The 461-nt window shown below is 56.2% G+C and carries 1 protein-coding gene; it reads right to left on the bottom strand.

The features are described from left to right. The coding region (locus tag HU720_RS24650; protein ID WP_186523632.1) for an S-layer family protein at positions 1-461 on the bottom strand (461 nt) is incomplete at both ends.

The following is a 461-nucleotide window of genomic DNA, read 5'->3' as shown; positions in this document are numbered from 1 at the left end:
AGGTTCAGCTCATCCTTGCTGGCGATGGAGTTGTCCATCAAGTAGCGGAACATCTCTTCGTCGCTGGTCAACCCCTCGAGGAAACGCTTGCCTGTCCGCTCGACCACCGCCTCTCGGATCAGGCGTTGTTCGTATAACCCATCACCCAGTCGACGCATGGACTGATCAGGCTCATAACCCAAGGCATTGAGCAAATAGTCGGAGCTTAGGAAGGTCTTAAGGTCAGCAAATCGTGGGTTGGTTTCGACCAAGTACGGATGGCTGGGGTTGTTGCTGACCTGGAACAGCCCATTAGTCCCTTGCGGTAAATCGAAGCCTGGCAGGTTCACTGGATCGACCGCCTGCTGGGCGAGATCAGGCGGCAATTGACTGTTGAGGTGCGACACGTTCTTCTCAGTCAGACTGACGTCGGTGTCAACCTTCACGTCTGGGCTGCGGGTGATGCTTTCACCCGGCCGGAC

The organism is Pseudomonas sp. SWRI51, assembly GCF_014268825.1.
In the GTDB taxonomy this organism is placed as follows: Bacteria; Pseudomonadota; Gammaproteobacteria; order Pseudomonadales; family Pseudomonadaceae; genus Aquipseudomonas; species Aquipseudomonas farsensis.
The sequence above is the reverse complement of the archived record's forward strand: the minus strand, read 5'-3'. Positions and strand labels throughout refer to the sequence as shown.